The 23,346-nt window shown below is 50.5% G+C and carries 19 protein-coding genes; 3 read left to right on the forward strand and 16 right to left on the reverse strand.

Going from position 1 to position 23,346, the window contains the following annotated elements; genetic code table 11:
* Positions 1 to 756, forward strand: coding sequence for an HAAS domain-containing protein (locus AC0LWN_RS04115; RefSeq protein ID WP_474663324.1), 756 nt, complete (start codon positions 1 to 3; stop codon positions 754 to 756).
* 203 nt (positions 757 to 959) lie between these two features.
* On the opposite strand, the gene AC0LWN_RS04120 is transcribed toward AC0LWN_RS04115, so the two are convergent.
* The 14 genes from AC0LWN_RS04120 to AC0LWN_RS04185 all read right to left on the reverse strand — a co-directional run bounded on the left by AC0LWN_RS04120 (position 960) and on the right by AC0LWN_RS04185 (position 19,001).
* Entirely contained in the window at positions 960 to 1,562 is a 603-nt protein-coding gene (locus AC0LWN_RS04120; protein WP_474663325.1) for a DUF1349 domain-containing protein, read from the reverse strand.
* Between the two features lie 48 nt (positions 1,563 to 1,610).
* A complete protein-coding gene (locus tag AC0LWN_RS04125; protein WP_474663326.1) occupies positions 1,611 to 2,642 on the reverse strand; it encodes an ROK family transcriptional regulator in 1,032 nt (343 codons plus the stop codon).
* Between the two features lie 175 nt (positions 2,643 to 2,817).
* The gene (locus AC0LWN_RS04130; protein WP_474663327.1) at positions 2,818 to 5,124 is read right to left on the reverse strand and encodes a thiamine pyrophosphate-dependent enzyme; all 2,307 of its coding nucleotides are present in this window, start codon (positions 5,122 to 5,124) and stop codon (positions 2,818 to 2,820) included.
* 25 nt (positions 5,125 to 5,149) lie between these two features.
* Complete coding sequence (locus AC0LWN_RS04135) at positions 5,150 to 6,160, reverse strand: 2-oxoacid:acceptor oxidoreductase family protein (RefSeq protein WP_474663328.1); 1,011 nt, start codon at positions 6,158 to 6,160, stop codon at positions 5,150 to 5,152.
* Between the two features lie 454 nt (positions 6,161 to 6,614).
* Positions 6,615 to 7,844: a family 8 glycosyl hydrolase gene (locus AC0LWN_RS04140; protein ID WP_474663329.1), complete on the reverse strand. Its 1,230-nt coding sequence runs from the start codon at positions 7,842 to 7,844 to the stop codon at positions 6,615 to 6,617.
* A 386-nt stretch (positions 7,845 to 8,230) separates the two neighbouring features.
* Positions 8,231 to 9,682 carry a nicotinate phosphoribosyltransferase gene (locus AC0LWN_RS04145; RefSeq protein ID WP_474663330.1) on the reverse strand — a complete coding sequence of 484 codons (1,452 nt, stop codon included), beginning with the start codon at positions 9,680 to 9,682 and terminating at the stop codon, positions 8,231 to 8,233.
* Between the two features lie 54 nt (positions 9,683 to 9,736).
* Positions 9,737 to 10,279 (reverse strand): cysteine hydrolase family protein, encoded by a 543-nt coding sequence (locus tag AC0LWN_RS04150; RefSeq protein ID WP_474663331.1) that lies wholly within the window; start codon positions 10,277 to 10,279, stop codon positions 9,737 to 9,739.
* A gap of 31 nt (positions 10,280 to 10,310) precedes the next feature.
* Positions 10,311 to 11,081, reverse strand: coding sequence for an NUDIX domain-containing protein (locus AC0LWN_RS04155; RefSeq protein ID WP_474663332.1), 771 nt, complete (start codon positions 11,079 to 11,081; stop codon positions 10,311 to 10,313).
* A gap of 152 nt (positions 11,082 to 11,233) precedes the next feature.
* Complete coding sequence (locus AC0LWN_RS04160) at positions 11,234 to 11,686, reverse strand: YlbF/YmcA family competence regulator (protein ID WP_474663333.1); 453 nt, start codon at positions 11,684 to 11,686, stop codon at positions 11,234 to 11,236.
* Positions 11,687 to 11,711: 25 nt separating this feature from the next.
* Positions 11,712 to 13,319 carry a tRNA (N6-isopentenyl adenosine(37)-C2)-methylthiotransferase MiaB gene (gene miaB, locus AC0LWN_RS04165; RefSeq protein ID WP_474663334.1) on the reverse strand — a complete coding sequence of 536 codons (1,608 nt, stop codon included), beginning with the start codon at positions 13,317 to 13,319 and terminating at the stop codon, positions 11,712 to 11,714.
* 407 nt (positions 13,320 to 13,726) lie between these two features.
* The gene (rhaD, locus tag AC0LWN_RS04170; protein WP_474663335.1) at positions 13,727 to 14,575 is read right to left on the reverse strand and encodes a rhamnulose-1-phosphate aldolase; all 849 of its coding nucleotides are present in this window, start codon (positions 14,573 to 14,575) and stop codon (positions 13,727 to 13,729) included.
* Positions 14,576 to 14,629: 54 nt separating this feature from the next.
* Positions 14,630 to 15,886, reverse strand: coding sequence for an L-rhamnose isomerase (rhaA, locus tag AC0LWN_RS04175; protein ID WP_474663336.1), 1,257 nt, complete (start codon positions 15,884 to 15,886; stop codon positions 14,630 to 14,632).
* 460 nt (positions 15,887 to 16,346) lie between these two features.
* Positions 16,347 to 17,822, reverse strand: coding sequence for a rhamnulokinase (rhaB, locus tag AC0LWN_RS04180; RefSeq protein WP_474663337.1), 1,476 nt, complete (start codon positions 17,820 to 17,822; stop codon positions 16,347 to 16,349).
* 27 nt (positions 17,823 to 17,849) lie between these two features.
* Positions 17,850 to 19,001 carry an iron-containing alcohol dehydrogenase gene (locus AC0LWN_RS04185; RefSeq protein WP_474663338.1) on the reverse strand — a complete coding sequence of 384 codons (1,152 nt, stop codon included), beginning with the start codon at positions 18,999 to 19,001 and terminating at the stop codon, positions 17,850 to 17,852.
* Positions 19,002 to 19,362: 361 nt separating this feature from the next.
* On the opposite strand from AC0LWN_RS04185, the gene AC0LWN_RS04190 reads away from it, so the two are divergent.
* Positions 19,363 to 20,118, forward strand: coding sequence for a DeoR/GlpR family DNA-binding transcription regulator (locus AC0LWN_RS04190; RefSeq protein ID WP_474663339.1), 756 nt, complete (start codon positions 19,363 to 19,365; stop codon positions 20,116 to 20,118).
* A 284-nt stretch (positions 20,119 to 20,402) separates the two neighbouring features.
* On the opposite strand, the gene AC0LWN_RS04195 is transcribed toward AC0LWN_RS04190, so the two are convergent.
* The gene (locus AC0LWN_RS04195; protein ID WP_474663340.1) at positions 20,403 to 21,692 is read right to left on the reverse strand and encodes an L-cysteine desulfidase family protein; all 1,290 of its coding nucleotides are present in this window, start codon (positions 21,690 to 21,692) and stop codon (positions 20,403 to 20,405) included.
* A gap of 321 nt (positions 21,693 to 22,013) precedes the next feature.
* Positions 22,014 to 22,319, reverse strand: coding sequence for a putative quinol monooxygenase (locus AC0LWN_RS04200; RefSeq protein WP_474663341.1), 306 nt, complete (start codon positions 22,317 to 22,319; stop codon positions 22,014 to 22,016).
* A gap of 219 nt (positions 22,320 to 22,538) precedes the next feature.
* Between AC0LWN_RS04200 and AC0LWN_RS04205 the strand changes: the two genes are divergently transcribed.
* Positions 22,539 to 23,219 carry a TetR family transcriptional regulator gene (locus tag AC0LWN_RS04205; RefSeq protein ID WP_474663342.1) on the forward strand — a complete coding sequence of 227 codons (681 nt, stop codon included), beginning with the start codon at positions 22,539 to 22,541 and terminating at the stop codon, positions 23,217 to 23,219.
* Positions 23,220 to 23,346: the final 127 nt, after the last annotated feature.

A 23,346-nucleotide genomic window follows, 5' to 3' on the forward strand; every position in this document is an offset into this window, starting at 1 on the left:
ATGACAATATCTAAGGAAAGCCAGGAGTTCTTAGAAAATCTAAGGCTGTATTTGTTCTCCGGCGGCAAAAACGAAAAAGAAATTGAAGACATCATCGGAGAATTGCAAGATCATTTATCCGAGGCTGAACGTAATGGGAAAAGTGTAGAAGATATTATTGGCAAATCGCCTAAAGCATACATGGCACAGTTGGCAAATGAAATGCCTTTTGATTTTAAGGGCCTGCTAAAATATATACCGATTCTTGTTATAGGCGGATTTTCATACATTTTAATGGGGGACGCTATACGTGGAGAATTGGAATACTCATTACTGGATATGATTGGCTATCCGTTCATCTTCTTGTTTTCTATACTGATTACCTCCGTTTTATTTAAATATGTAGCAAGCAACAAAATCTCAAAAATCAAAGAGTGGGTCATCTTTGGAACGGTTGGTTCTGCTCACATTGCTTTATTTATTGCTGTAATCTTACTAAATAGATACTTTGACACACCGAAGATTCAGTTTGGGGCTACCTTGAGTATCGTTGCAATTGTTTTTTCAGCTCTAGTGTTCGTTGGAATCGCAATTTGGAGTAAAACATGGACATCAATTATTATTCCTATCCTTTTATTTTTACCGAAATATGTAATCCATCAAACGAGTCTTCAGGAAAGCACCAAGCTGCTTGCGAGCAGCATTATTGTCCTTGTTTGCATCACCATTTACTTTCTCATTGTTATAAAGCTGGAGAAAATGAAAGAAAAGGCATAAATCGAAGATCAGGCTCTGCTCCAAAACAAACAGTCTCAAGCCAACCGGCTTGGGACTGTCGCCTTCTACAGAAAAAGTTACCGGGTACCAACCCGTTCCAACAGCTCCGATCGGCTGGAGAATACATGCACTGTTACATTCTGCGTCGGTTGGCTGTTGATCAGAAATTGATAGCTTGTATTGCCCCGGTTATCCTCGGTAATTTACTCTACAGGAGGATCTGTATGAATGTCCGTATCGGGAGCCGTCTTCACCCAGCGTGTGAAGCTCACCCTCAGCCCTGCTCTGGTAGGAGCGCAGATAAAAGGACCTGCTTGCTTACCGGTCTCATACGGAAAACGGGCCACCCGAATCGTGCGCCAAGGATGGTTTTCTGTCCGGGCACGGATCACAACCGCATCGTTCAAACGTGATGCACGGATTGTTACCACCTCGCCATCCCATTCAGACACAGGTGACAGCGACCAGTCGGAATACATGTCCGTCACAACGGCGCCAATATGCGGCACACCGTCATTCAGCTCAATACCGGCTTTTATCCACACCGTGGGGCTGTGCCACAGCATGATTCCCGCTTGATCATACAGCCCGGTAAAGCCCTGCAATGAAAAGCTGATTTCCACCGCCTCACTATCCTCCCACGAAGCCAACAGCGCGTGACCATTGTCATGCTGGAAGCCATACATCGTTTTTTCCCAATAATCACTGCCCTGCACGGCTTCCATAACAAACATCCCGTCTTGAACTTCCGTGGAGACCGGTTCATGAGTCCAAATTCCATCCTGCCAATCGACTGTCTTGATCATATAGCCACCTCTTCATATCGTATTTTCATCACTGCATTTATCCCCCATCTATTCCGCAGATTTGGTTAAGTGTAGATCAGGCTCCAGCGTCTGCAGGGTTAACACAATCATGCCTGTCAAATAATCAGCGGCAAAATCGCTGCTAAGCAGCAGCTCAGGAACCGCACCCGGCGGCAGCAAGTCCGCACATTGTTCCGCAATCTCCCTAAGATGCCCCACCTGCAGGAAGCTTCCGTACAGGACGACTGCATCCGGGTTCAGCACACTGGTGACTGCCACTGTCAGCCTGGAAATCGCCTCCACCAGACCGGCTGGTGAAGACTTCCATTCACCACTGGCCCAGGGAATGCCCAGAGGAATAAAGGTTACTTCCCCCGCAAAGCCCTTCCCTCCTTTATGGAGCTTGCCGTCGATAATAACCCCGGCCCCAGGCGGAAAACGGTCAGGAAAGTATAAATATACAGCGCATGCTTCTCCTTCTGCTCCCCCTCTACTGTTATAACCGACCGCAGCGGCATTGACATCATTTTCGATGATAATCCGCTTCTGATACCGCTTCCTGAAATGCTCTGCCACCGGAACGCCGCGAAGAGCATCATAGTCTGACACCACCAGTCTGCCGTCGGCTTCGGAACCGGGCAATCCGAACCCAATAGCCTGAATAGAGGGATACTGCTTAAGCAGCTTATCAATAATCTCTTCAAAACAAGTTAAATCCACCTTCTGCACCGGCGTATTCGCTTCATGCAAACAGCGTCCAAAGAGTGTAACCACCGTACTGCGAATACTGATCCCGCCCCGTTCTTCAAAGGGAAACAGGATCAACGCTAAAGCATGCTCATCATTATATATGTACTGCTGGGCCGGTCTGCCGCCGCTGGATGAAACCAGCCCCGCCTCCAGCACCTCATTCTGCTGAACCAAAATCTCCAGCACCGTGCCGGCCGTGACAATGCTGAGCCCCGTTGCCTCGGCAATTTGCCTTTTGGTGGCTGCTTGTTTGCGTTCCTTCAGAATACGCCGAACCAGGTTGATATTCACTTCTTTAATTACGAGGGCATTGCCGCCGATATTCTTCATTTACTTTCACCTCGTTTATTATAATACTTTATAAAAGTGTTTTGGTAAACTTGCGCGGCAATGTCTGCAGAATTGCACTGCCAAAGAACCAACTCTTTCATCCCTATAGAAAGAGCCTGGCAGATGTACTCTGCCAGGCTCTTATCTTCATATAATGCGAAAAATGCTATAAGTCCTACAAATCCGGATGCTCGTGTTTAGCCTTGAGACGGCTCCAGCGGCGCTGAACCTCGTTCTCGAAGGCATGCAGAGCCGGCTCGTTCTCCGGCTTAAGCAGATGGCGGGTTTTGCCCATCGTCTTCAGCCAGGCAGAAACCTCAACGCGTTTGTCCTTGTCTTCCGGATTGTACGTAATATTCGTGATTCCCTGTTCTACTTCATAGAGCGGGAAGAAGCAGGATTCTACGGCCAGCGATACGATGTTCGTACCATCCTTGTCCTCAGACATCCAGTTGAGCGGGCAAGCGATCAGAATCTTGCCATAGACCAGACCTTCGTTCTGGGCATACCATTGTGCTTTGGCCGCTTTCTTCAGCAGATCCTGCGGGTAAGCTTCGCAGCCTGTGAACACATAAGGAATGTTGGTCGCCGCCATAATTTGCGCAGTATCCTTATGCTGGGTCAACTTACCTTGCTGCGTTTTGCCAATGCTGGATGTTGAAGTACGGTGGCCAAGCGGTGTGGAATAAGATTGCTGTGCACCAGTGTTCATGTATCCTTCGTTATCATACTCAACAATAATCATTTTGTGGCCGCGCAGCGCAGCACCGATCGCCGGACCCATGCCGATATCCATACCGCCGTCACCAGTAACCATTACAAAGGTGAAGTCTTCCTTCAGACCAAGCCCGTCCAGCTCACCCCGGCGTTTGCGCTCCCAGAACATTTCCACGACACCTGACAGCGTAGCTGCACCGTTCTGGAAAAGGTTATGGATGAACGTCGATTTATGCGCCGAATAAGGATAACCTGTAGTCGTTACCATCGCACAGCCGGTATGGTAGAGCGCAACTATATCGCCTTCAATCCCTTTGAAGAAAAGCTCCAGACCGGAGAATATTCCGCAGCCCGGACATGCGCCATGCCCCGGAGACAAGCGTCTCGGTTTCTTCATCAGGCTGCGGACCGGCGGTACCTTCACACTTAGCTTGCCGGTCTCTTCGTCTTGCTTCACAGTAATCAGGCCGGTCTTGAGCGCTTCGAAATTCATCGGCTTCAGCAGACGCTTCGGCGCATTCTCTGGTGCACCAGGATTGTGACCGTAATAATCGAACGGAACTTCAACCCGGTCTGCAACAACAGCATCCATAGCGAGCTGGAAGAAATGATGACCGTCTTCTGCATAGAAATCCTTGCCGCCAAGTCCATAGATACGGCTGATTACCTTCGTGGTAGTGTTGCCATATGTGAACAGCGCTGCTTTGATCTCATTAACCATATTACCGCCGTGTCCGCCAACGGAATCAGCGCGGTCGCCAACGGTAATGGCTTTGACATTCTTCAGCGCTTCAGCGATTTGCTTCTGCGGGAATGGACGGATCATGTTCGGAGATATGGCTCCGGCTTTGACTCCTTGCAGACGAAGCTGGTCAACAACATCCTTAATGATCTCGGAAGCAGAGTTCATCAGGAAGACGGCAACGTCGGCATCCTCCATCCGGTACTGCTCAATCATCGGATAGTGGCGGCCGGTCAGCTCGGCGAATTCCTGGGCGATCTCTTCGAATACTTCTCCGGCGTTATACATTGCGACCGACTGCTGGTAGCGGTTATTGATATAATCAGGCTCATTCATGTAAGGGCCCACGGTAACCGGATTGTTGCGGTCCAGTGTGTCTGTGAAGCCAACCGGCGGCTGCTCGCCTACGAACTTATGCACATCCTCACGATGGACAAAAGTCTGTACACGGCGCTTCTGGTGAGAGGTGAAATAACCGTCGGATGCAACCATAACCGGAAGACGTACCTTTGCATGTTCTGCCAGCTTAAGTGCCATCAGATTCATGTCGTAAACAGACTGCGGATCACGACACATCAGAATTGGCCAGCCGGTATTGAGCGCAAAATACAAATCGGAGTGATCACCATGAATGTTCAAAGGCCCTGAGATCGAACGGCAGACCAGGTTCATGACCATAGGCATACGCGTACCTGCTTGTACAGGCAATTGCTCCAGCATAAACATATAGCCTTGTGCGCTTGTGGCATTAAATACGCGTCCACCGGCTGTCGAGGCTCCATAACAGATACCTGCGGAGCTGTGCTCGCCGTCGGAAGGAACCAGCATAATATCATGCTGTCCGCTGGCTTTCATAGTATCCAGGAACTGGGCAACTTCCGTCGATGGCGAGATCGGGAAATAACCCATGACATGATAATTGATCTGATGGGCGGCATAAGCAGCCATTTCATTGCCGGATTCATATAGGAATTTCTGCTCCACTTTGGCGGAGCCTACTTCTTTTTCATAGTCAATAGCCATTATTCATCCACCTTTCTTCCGAATATTAGAGCTGTGAGATTAGATCAAATTGGTGATGCACCGTGTGGCTGTCCGCATAGCCTTCCGTCTCACGCTGGCTTGACAGCGCCGAAGTCGGGCATGCCTCTACACATTTTAGACAGCCTTTGCAATATTGATAGTCAATGCCCAGCAGGAACATTTGCGAACGGCCCTTGCGGTCCAGGCGCTCTTCCCATACAAAACACTGATCAGGACATGCGGTATCGCATTGCGCGCAGTTAATGCACGCTTCGATATCGAACGCCGGAATCATTCCGGAGCGGGAAATGCTCAGGTTCTTCAAGAAAGTGCCGCCGGGATTGGTAATCGTGCCGCCCATAGGCTGGGTGTCATATCCCAAGAGACCAATGTCAGAGCGGACATATTCAGGCATGCTGTCGCCTGCGGCCAGCTCGAATTGCATGAATTTCACTTCATTATAGCCTCGGTCAAACGTTGTAATCGCCGACTGAACCGCCTGCGGATATTTTTTGCCCAGGGATTTCTCAATAACGCCCTTCATAATATCGGTATCAAGGAATGGACAGAGCCGGAACAGCGCGCCCAGCATCGCCATGTTAACCCGGTTCTTCTCCTTCAGGGCAATGCTTGTCGCGTCGATCACGGCAATGGTTCCTGCCTTCATCTTGAGCAGCTCTTTCAGCTCCTCCGGCGTCTTGGCCGAGTTCACTAAAACCGTACTGTGCTCATGAATGCCGCTTGTAACGTTAACGGTCTTGGCCAGCGCCTCATGGAATACTCCCACAACATGCGGACGCTCAACCGGCGACGTATCACGGATGTGCGTGTCCAAATCGCAGAAACGGATATGCGCCTTAACGGCAGACCCCTTTTTCTCTGAGCCGTAAGACGAGAAGCTGACACCATTCAGCCCTGCACCAACCACACCTGCTTCCGCGAGCATTTTACCGGCCAGGTTCGCCCCCAAGCCTCCAATGGACTCCAGACGAATCTCAAAGAATCCAAGTTCGTTAACAATTGGTAATTGTACCACCGACATAACCCCTTTCTAAGTGTCGAATAGATAACATCCTTATGACTTTTTCAACGATTGTAACTTGATTTTGCTGGTCGGGAAGTGACAAATCTTGCATTTTCCACACTTGGGGAATCACAATTATTTATAGATTTCAATTGATTTCTTTATATGCGACAGCACCGCGTTACTATAATAGAAGGAAATCTGCCATAAAAGCAGCGAAATGTGAACTTTATGTGTATAATGCGTTTCCCAAGTTAGACGTGGATAAAATGTCACCTTATTATTTAGCAATAAAATAAAAATTTAAGATGTTAAATTTGTCACATAAAACATGATAAATATCACAGGTAAGAAAACGCATTCCGCCCATATGAACAGCTATACAGCAACAAACATAATTTCCAAAAACAAGCTTACAAAAAAGCCCATCCGCACGGATGGGCTTGGGACACGTATATTGCGGACCTTAGTAGGTCCACCAGTTGCCGGACATCACTATCATAGAGAATAGCTTGATGCTGTCTTCGTAATAGTCTTCTGCCACACTGCCTGACGTATGGCTCCACACGGAGTTCAGCCAGGCCTGGTTGGCCGAGGAGGTCATTGCACTTACACCAAATGGAGCATAAAAAGCGCCGCTGTTATAGCTTCCGAATGTCGTGCCGTTCAGTTTGTAGCCGTCTTTTATGTTGCCTGGAGTACTGCTGACCTTGGTTTTGATCCAACTGTTCATCTGATTTAGCTGAGCCAGCGCACGGTTATCGCCTGTGAGCAAATAATCGGTGGTGATCCGCCAAGGGGTGCGGCAGGAGTTATAGTTGTAGTTTCCGTCGTTGGCGTCCTCAAGAAAATTGGCTGCAGCAGGCTTGTAGGCGCCTCCCGAGTACACAACAAAATCCGGCAGAAGTCCTGTGCTGGAGCTATATCCGGTATAGAGGCTGTTGATAATGGTGTAGGTCTTGTCCGTCACATTCTGCCAGCGGGCATCTCCTGTTGCCGCCTGGAAGGCTTTCAGATGATTCAGCATGAAGTCCGAAGGACGGGTAGCCGTATTGTAAGCTCCACTGTTCGCCCAATCCCCAAGGCGGATGGTCCACTGGCTCTGATTAATCTCGTTATCCATAATCGCATTGATGATATTTTGGGCTGCCTGCAGATAGTTGATTGTGCCGCTGCTTCCCCACTGCTTGTCGGCAAGGAGCAGCGAGAAGGCGATATCCATATCTCCATCCGTCGCGGAATCCTCGCCTTCAATGTTCTGAAAGCTGCTGTTCTGTTTCCAGGACATCAAATACGGATCGATAGAACTTGGGTGCGCGGTATAGTAATTATAAAGACCGTTGTAATACGTCTGCGCGTTGCTGTCGTAACCGGCCATCAGAACTGTGAACAGCATTCCGTAGCCGTGCGCTTCAGACACCGTTTCCCCGGCTGAATTATATTTAACATAATATTTGCCGGTTCCGGCCGGTTTGAGATACGCCGTCTTCCAAGCATCCCATTTCGTCTTTACTGTATTATCCATTGCGGTTTGGGTTACATTGCTCGGCTTGATCGTTCCGCTGGTATAAGTTGTATGCTGCGGAAACGGCTTATTCACTGCTGCAAACGCAGAGCCGGCTGGAAGGATGAAGATAGCCAGACATAACAATACGAAACTCTTCCATTGCAATACAAGCTTCCCTTGCTTTTTCATAATGATTCACTCCTCAAAGTTTTGTAGACATAGGCTTCAAAAAAATCAGCTTTGTGCAAAACTCGCCTCGGAAGCATAATGCTAGGTAATGGAATCCATTTCGAACATCGGCAATGCAGGCTGACCCAATCACCTCCTCCAGAGAATCTACAACGTCTCTGCGAGCACGAAAGTTAAAGCGTTTTAACTTTCATACGAAAAAAATAAGCTTCAGTCGCAGAGAAATTGTAAATGAGAACATATTTAATATATTATTCCATATTCATAGTGTCAATAAGTTGAAGAACTTTAAAGTCTCAATTTTTGCCAAAAAAAGGCCGCCCTCGGCATAAAAATCATGCTGGGGACAGCCTTTGCCTCTGATTAGCTATATTTCAGATCAACGATTATTCCTCTTCGGGCATCATATGCTCAGCGATTAGCTGCTGCTTGCGGTTCCATACCTTCTCACTGAGATTCACACGGTACACCTCAGGATTCAGCTTGCGCAGATACTCCGGCCAGAACAAATCGAGCTGATTCTGGTGGTAACGGCGGATATCATCCAGATCAGGCAGCTTGTAGACCTGGAAGCCGTTTACAAAAATCGGTTCCAGCATGGACAGGGCCTCGTACCGCTCCACATACTTCTGCATGTACGGATGCAGTGGATTGAACAGCTTCAGGCGTGCGCCATTACGTGGCGTTTCTTCTCCAGGGAAGCTGATGTAGTCGGCCAGCGCCTTGCCTTTGGGACCGATGATGCGGAATACATCCTTTTTGCCGGGAGTTGATACCTTCTCGGGGTTGGACGAAATCTTGATCGTCGGCACCATTTCTCCAGTAGGGGATTCTATCTCTACAAGCTTATATACCCCGCCAAGCGAAGGCTGATCCGAAGCGGTTATGAGCTGTGTGCCTACCCCCCACGTATCAATAGCCGCACCCTGTGATTTCAGGTTCATAATCGTATTTTCATCGAGATCATTGGAGGCAACGATCTTAACATACTCAAGTCCCGCATCGTCCAGCATTTTGCGCGCCTGGATGGACAGGTAAGCAAGGTCACCGCTGTCCAGCCGGATGGCGTTCATCCGTTTGCCCATCGCTTCCAGCATCTTGGCGGTATTGATCGCATGGGGCACGCCGCTGCGCAGCGTATCGAAGGTGTCCACAAGCAGCGTAACGCCGTCCGGCATCACCTTGGCATAGGCATCAAAGGCCTCCTGCTCGCTCGCAAAGCTCTGCACCCAGGAATGGGCATGTGTGCCCTTCGTGGGAATGCCGAACATTTTGCCTGCCAGCATATTGGAGGTAGCGTGAAAACCGCCCACATAAGCCGCACGGGCGCCCCACACTGCCGCATCCGCTTCCTGCGCACGCCGTGTGCCGAATTCCAGCAGAATGTCCTTCGGTGCCACCTGCTTGATCCGTGAAGCTTTGGTGGCGATCAGGGTCTGGTAGTTCATGAAGTTCAGGATGGCGGTCTCCACGAGCTGAGCTTCCATAATGGTGCCTTCAACGCGGATCAGCGGCTCTTCCGGAAAAACCAGCGCCCCCTCCTTCATTGAATGAATGCTGCCCTGGAAATGGAACTGCAGCAGCTCCTCCAGAAATGCGGGCGCATAATCCTCTTCCTGCTCCGACAGGTAACGGACATCCTCTTCGGTAAAGCGCAGCCCGCCGATATACTGGACAATACGCTCAAGTCCCGCAAATACGGCAAAGCCGTTGCCGAACGGAAGCTTGCGGATATAGGCTTCAAATACAGCCTTGCGCTTATGGCTGCCGTTCATCCAGTGGGCATACATCATATTAATCTGATATTTGTCGGTATGTAGAGCAAGTTCTCTCCTCAAGTCGTCATCTCCTAATGTCTTCGCTGATGCTTCTGAAGAAACTATAACCGCCGGCTATTCGCCCGAAACTACGCTCGCTCCGAGACTGCCCCGGAAATGGCCCAGCGCCCAGGAATGTCCGCCAGGGTTGAAGCTGGCTACTGCGTCCTCATGTATGGTAATGCTGAATCCCTTATTATAGGCATCCACAGCCGTATGCAGGACGCATATATCGGTGCAGACTCCAATGAGGTGCAGCTCGGTAATCCCCCGTTCACGCAGCTTCAGCTCCAGATCGGTACCGCAGAAGGCGCTGTAACGTGTTTTGTCCATCCAATAGATCGAATCGCGGTTCTGTTCATAAATATCCTTCAGACTTCCATAAAGCTCGCGCCCGCGGGTATCCCGCAGATTATGCGGCGGAAACAGCCTGCTCTCGGGATGATGCGGATCATTCTCTTCGTGCAGATCCACTGCCATAACCACATAGTCGCCGCTCCCCACAAAAGCTTCCGTCAGTTCGTTGACTCTCGGCGCAATATCAATACCGGGCTGTCCCACAGGCAGACTGCCATCCACAAAATCATTGGTAAAATCAATGACGATCAATGCTCTCATCGCGTTACCTCCTAAGCGTATATGGGCCAATCTAGGTATAGATGGACAATAAAGGCTCATGGTCTGTGAACATATAGAGCTGCGCCGGACGCTGGGAATACTGGTTGGAGCTGACCGGATTGCCCGCTTCGTCCCGTACTTCCTTTAATATACCCTGACGGCTGCGGGTTGAAGTGATTTTCCGGATAAAATTAGGCTCCTTAAATTCCGGCACAACCGTCTGGATTACCTGATACAGCTCACTGAGCGTAAAATGCCTTGGCAGAAACTGCCGCGCAATCGTAGTCTGCAGCATTTGCTGCTGAATCCGCAGGTAGGCGTCGGTAATAATATCATGATGGTCAAAAGCCAGCTCAAGCTCCTCAAGCGCTTCCTGCACTGTAAACAGGCCGACCTCTCCGGCATCATCGGAGGCTTGTCTATGCTCCAGCATCCACTCTTCAACCAATGCGAAAAAAGCATGGCTGATAATCCACCCGCGCGGATCGCGGCCAGGCTTGCTGTAGACACCAAGGTATTCCAGATGGCCGCCGTCCACACCCGTTTCTTCCTTCAGCTCGCGGGTTGCGGCATCGTAGATGGACTCATCCTCCTGGCAGAAACCGCCCGGCAGCGCCCACATGCCCGCACAAGGCCATTTCTTGCGTCTGATCAGCATAACCTTCAGCTCACGCAGCGGAAGTGTTTTGGTTACGGTCTTCCGTTCGCGTTTGGTCAAGGTAAACATAACAATATCGGCCGGAACCCCATCCGGCGTGCGGTACTTTTTTGCGTTATAGGTTTGTTCCCCGTTCTCGCTCACTATAGATCATCCTTTGCCGCAGCATAAATTTGCTGTTCGTATCTTTTAATGTACCAAACCTGCTCTTCTAAAATCAACACTGTGAACTTCCAGCATGGTGCGCAAGGAACCAGAAAGAGGCGGATTTGCATCCGCCCCCCCAGTCCTTTACATTAATCGCCGCATGTCGATGGAGGGGCTTCGGTGCCCGCTTCGACATTGATTTTTTCCGAAACGGTGTCTCTGATTACAGAAATGACGAGCTGCAGCAGATAGTTGATATCGCTCTGGCTCTGCTGAAATTCATTCACTAGCGGAATTCCGTCGATCTCATCCTGCAGCACTTCAATCTCACGTTCGATTTTGGCGACCATCTCTTTATTCTTGAAGCTTTCGAAGGCGACGATTTCCTTCTGCTTCTTCTTGATGGAGGCAATCAGACTCTGCACCCGTTCGTGGTTCTGTATCTTCTGTTCGGCCTGCTGGAAATGCTTCACCTCTTCGCTGGTGGAAATGAGTGATGCAAGCTCCTTTGCTTTGCCCATAATATCCTCGCGCACGATCAAATCACGGGTATTGTGGGTCTGCATGCCATATTTATTCACACGCGGTTCATTCTGGCTCATTGTCATCTCCCCTTTTCCTTATGCATTAGAGTAGAGCAGCGGCTTCCGCCACGCAGTCCCCTTTGATGTACCATGTCTTCGTATCCGTAATTCTTACCTGCACAAAGCTGCCGATCAGCTCCTTCGGCCCTTCGAAATGCACGAGCTTATTGGCGCGGGAACGGCCGGAGAGCACATTCGAATTGTTCTTGCTCTCTCCTTCTACGAGAACCTCGACGATCTCCCCGAGCATCCGGTCATTGCTGACCCGGCTCTGCTCTTTAATCAGATCATTCAGGCGCTGCAGTCGCTCACTCTTGACCTCCAGAGGCACATTATCCTCCATTGAAGCGGCAGGCGTCCCTTCACGCGGAGAATAAATGAACGTATACGCCATATCGTAGCCCACTTCACGCACCAGCGAGAGTGTATCCTCGAACTGCTCCTCGGTTTCACCAGGGAAGCCGACAATGATATCGGTGGTCAGCACGGCATCCGGCACGCTGGCTTTAATCTTGCGGACAAGCTCTAGATACGATTCGCGGGTGTATTTGCGACTCATTTTCTTAAGAACGGCTGTGCTTCCCGACTGCACCGGCAGATGGATATGCTCAGTGAGATTGCCGCCTTTGCCGAGCACTTCTATTAATTTATCGTCAAAATCACGGGGATGCGAAGTCATGAAGCGAATACGTGGAATATCGATCTTCCGCATGTCGTCCATCAAATCCCCGAATGTATAGTCCATATCCGTAAAATCCTTGCCGTATGCGTTCACATTCTGCCCCAGCAGCGTCACTTCCTTGAAGCCTTGGCGGGCCAGCTCCCGCATCTCGGCGATTACATCCTCCGGACGGCGGCTGCGCTCCTTACCCCTCGTGAACGGCACGATGCAATAAGTACAGAATTTATCGCATCCGTACATGATGTTGACCCAGGCGCGCATCCCCTCCCGCTTCTTCGGCAGGTTCTCAATAATATCGCCTTCCTTGGACCAGACCTCAACAACAAGCTCCTTGCTGAAAAATGCTTCCTTAACCAACTGCGGCAGCCGGTGGATATTGTGGGTTCCGAAGATCATATCGACAAAACCGTGCTTGGACATGATCCGGTTGACCACGCCCTCCTCCTGGGACATGCAGCCGCAGACTCCGAGTAAGAGGCCCGGCTTCTCCAGCTTCAGGTTTTTGAGATGGCCCAGCTCCCCGAACACTTTATCCTCGGCATTCTCACGAATGGCACAGGTGTTCAGCAGAATGATGTCCGCTGCATTGCGGTCCTCTGTGCCCAGGTAGCCCATTTGCTCCAGGAGCCCCTTCATCGTTTCGGTATCATGCTCATTCATTTGACAGCCGTAGGTCGCTATCGAGTAATAATGCTGCTTGTGGCGGTTCATTTCTCTGAACTCTTCCATAATCTGGTTCGTTTCATCATTCTCGAAATCAATTACCGCGATGTCCTGCTTGCCTCTGCGCTTGCCCTCTTTGTAGTCCGGATTCGAATTGATCTGAACGGTTCGGCCTTTAATCCGGTACGTAGTCTTGCCCTCTTCTTCACTGATGACCTTGGCATCAGAAAAATCAAAATATTTGGAGTAATCCTTCGAACCACCCTTGCCGGATTTTAAGTCCGGTGAGTTATTCCCCATTGTCATTGTTTCACGTCCTTATAATGAAGCTTTGCAGATTTTGCAAGCCCGGTTAGGTTATGCTCATATGCTCAAGTAGAAATTATAGCATAAAATAGCCGTTCGGGTAATCGGAGGGGGCTATACAAGTTGAACTTTAGATTCTCATATTTGGGTCTGGCCGTAACTGCGGGGAATGTTTGGACTTCCGGCCGCTGTTATGTTTGGATTTCTTTGACTGGAACCGCTTATCGCGGTAGAAATCCAAACATAAAGGCGGACACTATCGCTCCTCCAGTTCCAAACTTCCCCTCCGTCACTTCGTCCCTTTTTATGTTTTCTTTAGTTTAGCTTATATAGCTGGAGTAAAAGAAAAAGCCGCCCCAAAGCGGGACGGCTAGTACTCGGTGAAAGCCCGGCCTGCGCCGGTATGATTATTTTAAATTAAGAATGCCTGCTTTTGGCGTTACGCGGAAAGCCGCAGCCAGATCAGCCAGCTGCTGGTCCGTAATCTTCTGCTTGATTGCTCTGCCGCCGATCAGATTGTAGACAATCGCTGCTTTTTCAATCGTTTCCACGAGTCCGAAGGTTGCGTCCATCGTCGCGCCGGTAACAAATATCCCATGCTGCGGCCAGACCACCACACGGTAATCCTTCATTTTATCAGCGGTAGCCCGCCCGATTTCACTGCTGCCGGGAACGATCCAAGGGATCACGCCGACCCCATCCGGGAAAACAACCAGACATTCGGTGCACATTTCCCACAGGGTTTTGGTGAATTTCAGTTCATCCAGATCATGTGTGAAAGTCATGGCAATGACATTCGTAGCATGCGTGTGAAGCACGATGCGGTGCGACGGATCAACCTTCAGCCGCTCAATATGGCTCATAAAATGCGAAGCCAGCTCACTCGTTGGCACCGCTCCATTACGCAGCCCCCACAGGACCTCCACGCTGTCCCCGTTGCCGCTGACACGCAGCACACCCAGGTTGGCTTCAGGATCTTTGATCACGTTGCGGAAATATTTGCCCGATCCTGTAACGATAAAGTATTTGCCCGCCAGCTCCTGCACAGGGAAAGTGAGGTTAATGGTCCGCAAAGGCTCACGGATATTGATGTATTTGGCTACCTCTTCCTCGTCCAGCAAATAGCTGATGTTGCCGCCGTTTATCTCATCCCACCCGAGTGACCACATGTGATGGGTAATCTCAGACATCTCCTGGATAAAAGGCGCTTCCACGCCCGCAATGTAGCCTTTGGATTCAATGACAGATGTACTCATAGGTTTTCTCTCCTTTATATGCACCGCTTAATGGGTATTCGTTCCTGGTTGCCCTTATCTTGCAGACAGCACTTCCTGCTCATAGCTCTTCACTTCAGCCAGCCACTCTTCACGCACCGGCGTATTCTGCGAAGCACAGTAGTAATCCCAGACCGCGCCGAACGGATAGGACTTGAATTCCTCTACCAGGGCAAGACGTGAAGTGTAGTCTCCCGCAAGTTCAATTGCTTTCAGCTCGGCTACCGGCTCCAGCATAGCGCGCAGCAGTGCCTTGATGGTATTGCGCGTACCGATGACCCAAGCGGCGATGTGATTGATGCTCCCGTCAAAAAAGTCCAGGCCGATATTCGTACGTCCCAGCAAATCTCCGCGAACCAGCTCACGGGCAATCTCCAGCAGCTCATCGTCCATCGTGACAACGTGATCGCTGTCCCAGCGGACCGGTCTGCTGACATGCAGGAGCAGCTGCTCGCTGAACATCAAGATCGAGGACAGCTTGTTCGAGATTACCTCTGTCGGATGGAAATGTCCGGCATCCAGGCAAATCGCTTTGCCCCGGGTCAGTCCATAGCCCATGTAGAACTCATGCGAGCCAACAACATAGCTCTCCGAGCCAATCCCGAACAGCTTGCTCTCCACGGCGTCGATATTGTACTGCGGGTTGATCTCCTCGCTGAACACTTCATCAAGCGATTCCTTCAGCCGCATGCGCGGCGCCAGTCGGTCCACAGGAGTATCCTTGTACCCGTCCGGCACCCAGAAATTCGTCACACAGGGCTGGCCCAGCTCGCGGCCGAAATACTCGGCAATACGGCGCGAGGCCTTGCAGTGCTTGATCCAGAAGCTGCGGATTTCTTCATCCGCATGGCTCAAGGTGAAGCCGTCAGCGGCTTTGGGATGGGAGAAGCAGGTCGGATTGAAATCGAGGCCCAGCCCCTCTGCCTTCGCCCATTCAACCCACCGTGCAAAGTGACGCGGCTCCAGCTCATCCAGATCCACCTTCTCGTCCGTGTCGGCATAGATGGCGTGCAGGTTAACCTTGTGTTTGCCCGGAATCAGCGCGAGCGCCTTCTCCAAGTCCTGGCGCAGCTCCTCCGGTGTTCCGGCGCGTCCAGGATAGCTGCCGGTTACAGCGATTCCTCCGCTTAGTTCTTTGTCCTTGAAAAGAAACCCTTTGACGTCATCTCCCTGCCAGCAGTGCAGTGAAATTTTGATCTCTGCCAGCTTGCCAAGCACTTCATCCACGTTGATGCCGTGGGCGGCATATAATTTTTTTGCTGCATTGTAGCTGTCAATGATGCTCTGATCCATGCTGCAACCTCCTAAAAGTTTTGTGAGCATCTGCTCCCTGATAGACTTCGTACAAAACTCACTTCGTAAGCATACGCTTAGTTTTGTGAGCATCTGCTCCACTGGTTTACTTCGTACAAAACTCCTGAATTTCTCCAGCTCAGCTAAACGGAAGTGGAAAAAGTACATCTAATTGAGGTTTTCCACCTCGCAAGCTATCTTTAGTGGGAAAAAGTAGAACTAATCGGGCGGGATTAGCCTGCTCAGCCTGAATTGTGCTGATTTAGGTGGACAAAATCCCACTAACCCCCTCCGCAATGCGGATTTCAGCAAATTAGTTGGACAAATTCCACTCTGCGCCTCACCGCATCCCATTATTCTCGCAGCAGCATCCGCACCTGTTGATCAGATCTATTGCAAGCTTATTGCAATGTTCCGGTATAGCCTTAAAGACTGCCTTCGCCCCAGCGCCCGAACGTTCCTATAAGCTGCCACCTGCAGTATCCGGGGCATGGAGCGCATCCCAGCGGGCCAGCAGTTCCTTAAGCTGCGGAACGGGACGCGGTGTATAGGCGGTTATCGGGAATGAGTTCCCGATGATCGCTCTCGCCTCAGCGATGTCGGCAACACGGCCCGATTGAATCAACTGAACGGCAAGGTTGCCAAGCGCCGTCGATTCAGTCGGTCCGGCCAGCACCTCTCGGCCGGTTACATCGGCTGCCAACTGGCACAGCAGCTCATTGTTGGCTCCACCGCCGACAATCTGAAGCACATCCACCTTTGTCCCCGTGAGTGCTTCAAGCTCCTGGAGATAGCTGCGGTAGGATAAGGCCAGGCTATCAAAAATACAGCGCGCCAGCTCGCCAAGGCTTTGCGGAACAGGCTCTCCGCTCTCCGCGCAGGCTGCTCGGATTTCATCAATCATGTTCTCCGGGTTGAGAAAACGCGGCGCATTACACGGAATCAGGCTGCGGAAGCCTTCGGCCTCCCCGGCCAAGCGGGCCAGCTCGGCGAAGCTGTGACGCCCGCCGTCCAGTCTGCGCACCTCCTGGATGAGCCACAGTCCCATAATATTTTTCAGGAACCGGTAAGTGCCGTAGGCGCCCCATTCGTTGGTGTAATTAGCTGCCATCGCCTGCGGGTTGTTGACCGGCTGGCTCAGCTCTACGCCAAGCAATGACCAGGTGCCGCTGCTGATATAAGCCGACGAACGGCCGCTCTGCAGCGGAACACCAAGAACTGCAGAGGCTGTGTCATGCGTAGCGGCACAAATCAGCTCACACTGCGGCAGATCATATTGCTTGACCAGGGATTCAAGGATGGGACCCAGGCTCTCACCCGGTGCGGTCAGCGCTGCGAACTGCTCCCTGCGCAAATGAAGCAAAGACAGCAGATCCGCATCGAACTCGCCTGTCTGCAAATTCAATAGCTGTGTGGTCGAGGCGTTGGTGGTCTCGTTGATCTTCCGGCCGCTTAATCTATAGTAGAGATAATCGGGCACCAGCAGAATTTGATCCGCTCTGGCCAGTTCTTCCCGGTCATGGGCATAGAGCTGGTATAAAGTATTGAAGGTTAATTGCTGGATACCTGTCTTGGCATAAACCGCAGCAGGAGAAATCAATTGCGCCATTTCCTCCATCACGCCGTCTGTGCGGCTGTCACGGTAGGCGTACACCTCCTGAATACGGTTCCCGTCAGCATCCAGAAGGACATAATCCACCGCCCACGTATCGATGCCGAGAGTGCATTCGGATATGCCCCGGGCTTTGGCTGTCTGAAGGCCAACGATAATCTGCTCGAACAAATAATCAATGTCCCAGAAGCACGAGCCTTCACGCTCGGTGAACCCGTTGCTGAACCGGTGTATTTCCTCCAGATCAAGCTTCCCGTCCGAAAGAGTCCCGATTACAAGCCGCCCGCTGGAGGCGCCGATATCGACAGCGATATGTTTGTTCATAGAAGTTCTCCTTAGCTTAAGGTTGTTCTAAAGAATTTTACGGAACAAGGCGATAACCTCTTCCTTAGTAGGAATAAAAGGATTGCCAGGCGCACAAGCGTCCTTCATCGAGTTCTCCGCGAGCAGGTCAAGATCGACCTCGTTCACGCCAAGCTCGGATAATTTGGACGGAATACCAACTTCCTTGGACAGCGCCTTGATAGATTCAATGACAAAATCGGCGCATTCCTTGTCGCTCTTGCCTTCGATCTGCAAGCCGATGGCCTTTGCAATGCTTCTGAATTTCTCCGGCACATGCTTGGCGTTCTCTTCTTCCACATATGGCAGCAGCATCGCATTGCATACGCCGTGCGGCAGATCATATACCCCGCCAAGCTGATGCGCCATCGCATGCACGTAGCCGAGTCCGGCATTGTTGAAGGCCAGGCCGCCGAGGAAGATGGCATAGACCATTTGCTCCCGGGCTTCAATATCATGGCCGTTCTTCACCGTCCGTGCCAGGTTCCCGAAGATCAACTCCACCGCAGCGAGCGCCGTTGCATCCGTTACCGGATAAGCCCCTGGTGTCACCAGGGCTTCGATGGCATGGGTCAGCGCATCCATTCCTGTAGCTGCGGTAAGTGCAGCCGGTTTATCGACCATCAGCTCGGGATCATTCACCGAAATGGTTGCCAGGCTGTTTTTATCGACCATTACCATTTTTACCTTGCGTTCCTCATCTGTAATCACATAGTTGATCGTTACTTCAGCCGAGGTGCCTGCGGTTGTATTGACGGCGATGATCGGCAGAGATTTGTTTTTGGATTTGTGCACACCCTCATATTCCTTGATATGGCCGCCGTTTGTGGCGATAATGCCGATGGCCTTCGCCGTATCCTGCGGTGAGCCGCCGCCGATGGAGATCAGATAGTCGCATGCATTCGCATTCAGGAATTCCACGCCGTCATGGACATTTTTACAGGTGGGGTTCGGCTTCACTTCATCATACACAACATAAGGGATGCCCGCCTCATCCAGTACAGCCAGCAGCTTGCCGGCAATTCCGCTCTTGATCAGAAATTTGTCTGTGACCACAAGCGCTTTCTTCAAATTCAGTTCCTGAATGTAAGGAGCAATATCCTTCAGACAGCCTTTGCCCATAATGTTGATGGACGGTACATAATAGACATGAGTACTCATTGATTGACCAGCCTCCCAGGCAATTTGTTGTTATGACAACGCCATGTTAATGCTCCTCTGCAAGCTTGAAGCTGCAATTCCCGGCTGCGGCACCTCAGGCTGGCCTCTTTGGAATCACAACCGGCCGGCTCTGGCGCCTCTCGAAAAGGTATCGCTTTCAAGGATGAATTAACATCCTCATCGTATCCCCATAAATCTTTGTTGTCAACAAATAAAATATTAATTATGTTGTTTTTATTTGTTTAATGTCCGTTTTGCGAATATAATAATGAAAACAGGTGTTATCTTTGTTTATTTTGTTGCAAAACACAGATATTCAGGTCTATAGTTAAGCAATATAGCTTCTGGAAAGGTGATTAACATGCTGGCAGCCGAAAGACGCAAGAAAATTATTGATCTCGTACACCAGGACAAACGGGTGCTCGTCTCCGATCTAAGCCGGATGTTCGAGGTAACCGAGGAAACGATCCGCAGGGATTTGGAGAAGCTGGAAAAGGACGGCATCCTGAGCCGCACCTATGGCGGAGCCATGCTCAACAGACATACTAACGAGGATCTGCCGTTTGTGACCCGGGGCGCTATCAATACCGATATGAAACGCAACATCGCGCTTAAGGCGCTTGATCTTATTAATGACGGGGACACTCTGATGGTGGACCCCAGCTCGACCTCATTTGAATTTCTGAAGCTGCTGGAGAGCAAGCACAATCTGACGGTCATTACGAATTCGATTAACATTCTGCATGAGTTCTCGAACTCCGGGATGAATATCATTTCCTCCGGCGGTTCCCTGCGCCACCGTTCGCTGTCCCTGGTCGGGCCTGTCGCTCACGATACCATTCAACGCTATAATGTGGATACTGCCGTTATAAGCTGCAAAGGCATTGATCTGGAGCGGGGAGTCACCGATTCCAACGAGCCGGAATGCGAGCTGAAAAAGTATATGCTGCGTCAGGCGGAGAAGGTTGTACTGCTTGTCGATCATACCAAATTTGACAAAACAGCCTTCACGAAACTGACGGATCTGGGGAGAATCGATGTTCTAATCACAGATCGCAAGCCTGCGGATATCTGGCTGAAAAGGCTCGCCGAAGAGAATATTGAGGTATTGTATTAAGCGTAGATTTTTAAAAATGAGTGCACTCTCTGCAATTGAATGCTCCGAATGCTGTGTTGAATTACATTCTGCTGTATTTCTTACAACAGATTTTGAGGATTCAGGGTTCAAATGGGCCTTTTGCGGAAAATCTGCTGTAAAAATTGCAACAGATCCTGTTTTTTGGCGTATTTAGCGGTAATCTACTGTAGAAAGTGCATTAGATTAGATATGAGCCCCCCTAAAAAAAGACCGCCCGATCCCCATATCATGGGAACCGGACGGTCTTCTTCATAATGAAGCTGTTACAAAATGCCGCCTTTGGACAGCATGATGTTCAGAATAGCGGTATCCGTCTCAGCCAGTCCTTCCTGAACCAGCCGCTCCATATTGCGGATGGTGTCTTCAACCTCATTGAAGATGACTCCATCTTTGGTTGACGGCGACAGATTATTCATCGCCAGTGTAGCCGCCTGAATTGCCGCATTGGTGGAGGTGGAGATTTTCAGCGCACAGGTTGATTTGGCGCCGTCGCAGATCATGCCCGACAGGGAGGCAATCGTATTTTGTATGCCATGCTTGATCTGCTCCAGAGTGCCGCCCATGAGATAGATCATCCCACTATTTGCCCCTACTCCGCCGGCAATGCCGGAGCCGCATAAAGGCGATAAACGGCCTATATAATGCTTGATGTGCACGGTGACCAGATTGCTTAGTGCCAGAGCGCGGGCCAGAGTCTCCTCGTCTTTCTTCAGCAGCTCTGCCAGCGCAATAACCGGCAATGTGCAGGCAATACCCTGGTTTCCGCTGCCCGCCGTCGTCATGACCGGCATTGCGCTCCCATCCATCCGGGCATCGGAGGCTGCGGCTGTTGCCGCGATAATTGAATTCGCGACATTGTTGCCGAACAGATTGACCGCAGATTGCTGGCTCATTTTTTTGCCCACCTGCAGGCCATAATCCCCCCGCAATCCCTCATCGGAAATCGCCTTATTCATTCTGGCCCCTTCAAGCAAGAAGCTCAGATCCGTGAATGGCGTTGTACTAATGAACTCGAAGATCGCCTCAACGGAGCACGCATAGGCATCGGATTCCGAGTGTCCGGGCTTAGCGCAATCGGCTTTGACCTTCGGAGGATTAATTCTCTTTCCGTCAATGGCCAGGAACTCCACGCGGGTATGTTCACCGGCTATAATCGCTGTGGCTGTGTGGTTTCGGCTGGATACACGGGCCTCAATATACAGCTTCTCCGCTGTATCCTTCAGCTCCACCTCCAGCAGCTTGCGTTCAAGCAGCGCATTGGCCTGCTCAATCTCTTCCGGCGACAGGCCGGACAAGATTTCCAGCTCCTTGTGGGAGCGGCCAACCACCGCCCCCAAGGCGGCTGCAATAGGCAGACCGGTCTGTCCTGTACCGGGAATACCTACCCCCATTGCGTTCTTGATAATATTTCCACTAAGCAGCAGATGGATCGCGGTGATCTCTTCCTGAAGGAGCTCTGCCGCCAGGGAAACGGCGTAAGCGACAGCGATCGGTTCTGTGCAACCCTCTGCCGGTACAATTTCTTTCTTCAATATATCCAATAAGCTGATCATGCTGGCTGTCACCTCTTCTATATGCCGGAGTTACTTATATATAGTACAACAGAGTGCAGCGCCAGGGAATCCCTGATCTTGTCCGGCAGACCACAAATCGGCAGCTGTAGACCATCCGTATTGAAAAGGAGAAGAAAACATCTGGTTTAATAGGGGGGATAAATTGAGCGCTAACCGGACGATGCCAGAAGCGAGACTTGGTGGAGGAAATCCATTTGAAACTAATGAAGACGAAGCCCTCTCTCACTTCCTTTATGTGGGGAGGGCTTTGTCTATTAGAAGCTTCAGACTGATCATCTGCATCCCGGTGGGCAGTTCAAACTAGATCGGCAGAGCAGAGTACGGGTGAACAGGGATGCGCATTGGCGGCTCGGCGAGAAGTGCAATAATCTCGTCACGGAGTTCGTCGGCGAGAGCACTGGTTTCGTAGCCTTCCTTTGCTTCGATGGAACGGAATACCTCAACGTTCCAGAGCACATCCGGGTCGGCGTCCTCGCGAAGGATGATGAACCGGTCGGACGCGCCGGACTTTTCCATGCCGATTGTAGCCAGTTCGAACAGCTTGTCGCCGTTTCCGGGCTTGGCGCGCATCTTGATGATGTACGCGGGTAGGTCTTGGAGTGCCATGTTTTTTCTCCTTTCAAATTCTCCTTAACTAAGAGGAATTAGCTCGAGATCGGCCTATAGCATCCGTACGACCACATCGGTATATGCATGCGGATCACTAAATTCTTCATTAGTTTCGGATTAATCTAACAGTGTTAGTTTGTCCCTTACAGTATTAGATGATATCATTCACCTATAGATGTGTAAAGCGAAATCTTACACTGTTAGATAAAGGGGCGGATGACGACGAAAAAGCAGCAACCTTCTATTTCGGAGGAAAAGATTTTGGAAACCTCGTGGGTACTTCTGGGTGAGGAGGGCATCGAGAAATTCAGTTTGAGAAGATTGGCTGAACGGCTGGGGATACAGGCTCCCTCTTTGTACTGGTACTTCAAGAGCAAGCAGAGCCTCTATCAACGTCTGGCCAATCAGGTATCGAAAATTATTTTAGAGGAATTTCACTCTGAGGGGGACTGGAAAGAGCAACTGACAGAGTTTGCGAAGACGGTCAGGATTGTGCTCAGTCGGTATCCCTGCTCCACGCAGCTCATGATGATGACGCTGCCTCACGAGCCGGACATCATCCGCTTCACGAATCGTATGCTGCTCTGCGTGGAATCGACGCCGCTTGAGCAAGCACAGAAAATGCAAGTGGTGACTACGCTTGTGAACTATGTCTTCTTCTTCGTTCTGGACGATTATCAGCATCAGCGCAATGTCTCCGCTATCCTTAAGGACCAGGGAGCAGTTCCAGACGATGAGATGATTCAACTTTTGGACTCCATGACTGATAAGGATGCGGGATTGTTCCGGAGGATGTTTACGAACGGGCTGTTCGAGCTGATGGGGACCGACCTGGCGTTTGATTTTGGCGTAAATCTGATTTTGTTGGGAATAGAACAAGTGATAAAGGAGCAGTAACAACAGATAAATAATGACAAGCTGGAAATTCTTAAGCAACTCGGAACTAAAAACAAATACGAAAGCTACAATTTATAAGATTTATTTCGTAGCTTTCAGAAGAATTTAGCTATAGTTAAATGAAAAC

It is taken from the genome of Paenibacillus sp. sgz302115, from assembly GCF_056120445.1.